Raw genomic sequence first — 1347 nt, 5'->3', positions numbered from 1 at the left:
TCAAACGTGGCAACTTACACGGAGTAATCCAGTAAATGCGTTACGTGACGAATAGACTGGTAGCGTGCCAGTTACGGCTTCAAAGAACACCTGCCTTTTCAAGGTTCTCATATAAACGCTCTATTCGCGGAACGCACATAATTAATAACATATCCCGTAAATTGAAAGGCCACCCATAAGTGTGGCCTTTCAATTCCCATTTTTATTTCAACAGTCCTGATTATCAGGGCCTGCAAAATTACATTTTCTACTTGGTCTGCCGAAGAATAAGTCAGGAAACTAATAAGCAACAGGTATTTAAGCCAGACTCTGCCGCTTAACTCTAGTCCACCTTCCTGATTAGAGATAGCTAATTCACAACCAAGGTTCTACTTGAATAGCTATCGATTCAGAATTTTCTTGAACTTCTCAAAAGAACAGATGGGTACAGGAGGGAACCGATTCGGCTGCCTAAGCAGGTTCAGAATATGGTTATCGTCGGATACCAACCAATCGACACCGGCAGCAATGGCACAATCTACAAATTTGTTGTCGTCCGGATCGTTTGTAACCTGTCCAAAACGAAAGTAAGGTTCCTGCCGTAAATGATTGGGAGCAGCCAGCAAAAGTGAGGTGACCAGCTCAGCCGCTGCAGGGCTATAATAATAGCCTGTCATTTCAGCATATTCGAGCAAGATTTCAGTACTGACTACCCACGTGAACTGTCCGGTAGCAAAAGCATCATAAAGCCAGCGGTAGGATCCGTCCCGGGGAATCGACCGTAGTAAGCCATTGGTATCGATAACCACTTTCACTGAACAGCCCGTATTTGGTCAAGCCGCTCAGTGCGGTTCTCAAAGTTCATTTGCTCTTCGAGCTGAGTGATAGTCAGCCCTTTTTGCTGCATGGCCTTTTCGGCCTCTTCTTCGATTCGTGTACGGAAATGCTGCATAAGCGTTTGGCGCATGGCAAACACCTCGGCTTCGCTCATCTCGAAGCTGAACATTTCTAGCAAGGCCAATTGGGCATTGGTTAATCGTGGCGAGACAACCATAACGATAACAAGAATAGATAAACTGATACACAAACTTAACGAAAACAGCCGATTAGTGAGTTTAGTGCGGCTTTGATAATTGTGATCTTTCTAGAAGGGCAACAAGTTTAGATCTGAGCTTATGCGACTAATTACGTTAGACAGATAATAAAAAATAACCGTCTCTCTACACGCTCCCATTTGAGACGAAGGAGCGTTCATGTATTTGCTTCTTAAATCGGGCGTTTTTTTGAGATAGTACATTCCCTTAGATCAAAGCAGGTAGTTGAATGACGAACGTAGTGCCTTGTCCTTCCTGACTCTCCACCATCAGG

The 1347-nt window shown here is 44.3% G+C and carries 2 protein-coding genes; both read right to left on the bottom strand.

Annotated features, from left to right (window positions below; genetic code table 11):
• Positions 1-380 precede the first annotated feature (380 nt).
• Positions 381-794: a PIN domain-containing protein gene (locus B157_RS0113635; protein ID WP_020603873.1), complete on the bottom strand. Its 414-nt coding sequence runs from the start codon at positions 792-794 to the stop codon at positions 381-383.
• Positions 791-1033 carry a hypothetical protein gene (locus tag B157_RS0113630; RefSeq protein ID WP_157618436.1) on the bottom strand — a complete coding sequence of 81 codons (243 nt, stop codon included), beginning with the start codon at positions 1031-1033 and terminating at the stop codon, positions 791-793. The genes B157_RS0113635 and B157_RS0113630 overlap by 4 nt, the downstream gene beginning before the upstream one ends.
• Positions 1034-1347: the final 314 nt, after the last annotated feature.

The sequence above is a fragment of the Spirosoma spitsbergense DSM 19989 genome (assembly GCF_000374085.1).
Classification (GTDB): domain Bacteria; phylum Bacteroidota; class Bacteroidia; order Cytophagales; family Spirosomataceae; genus Spirosoma; species Spirosoma spitsbergense.
Note: the sequence above shows the minus strand (reverse complement) of the source record. Positions and strands in the feature narration are given on the sequence as shown.

Excerpts from the sequence above, each read along its gene's own strand:
- B157_RS0113630 (WP_157618436.1), bottom strand. The coding sequence starts at position 1,033 with ATGGTTGTCTCGCCACGATTAACCAATGCCCAATTGGCCTTGCTAGAA.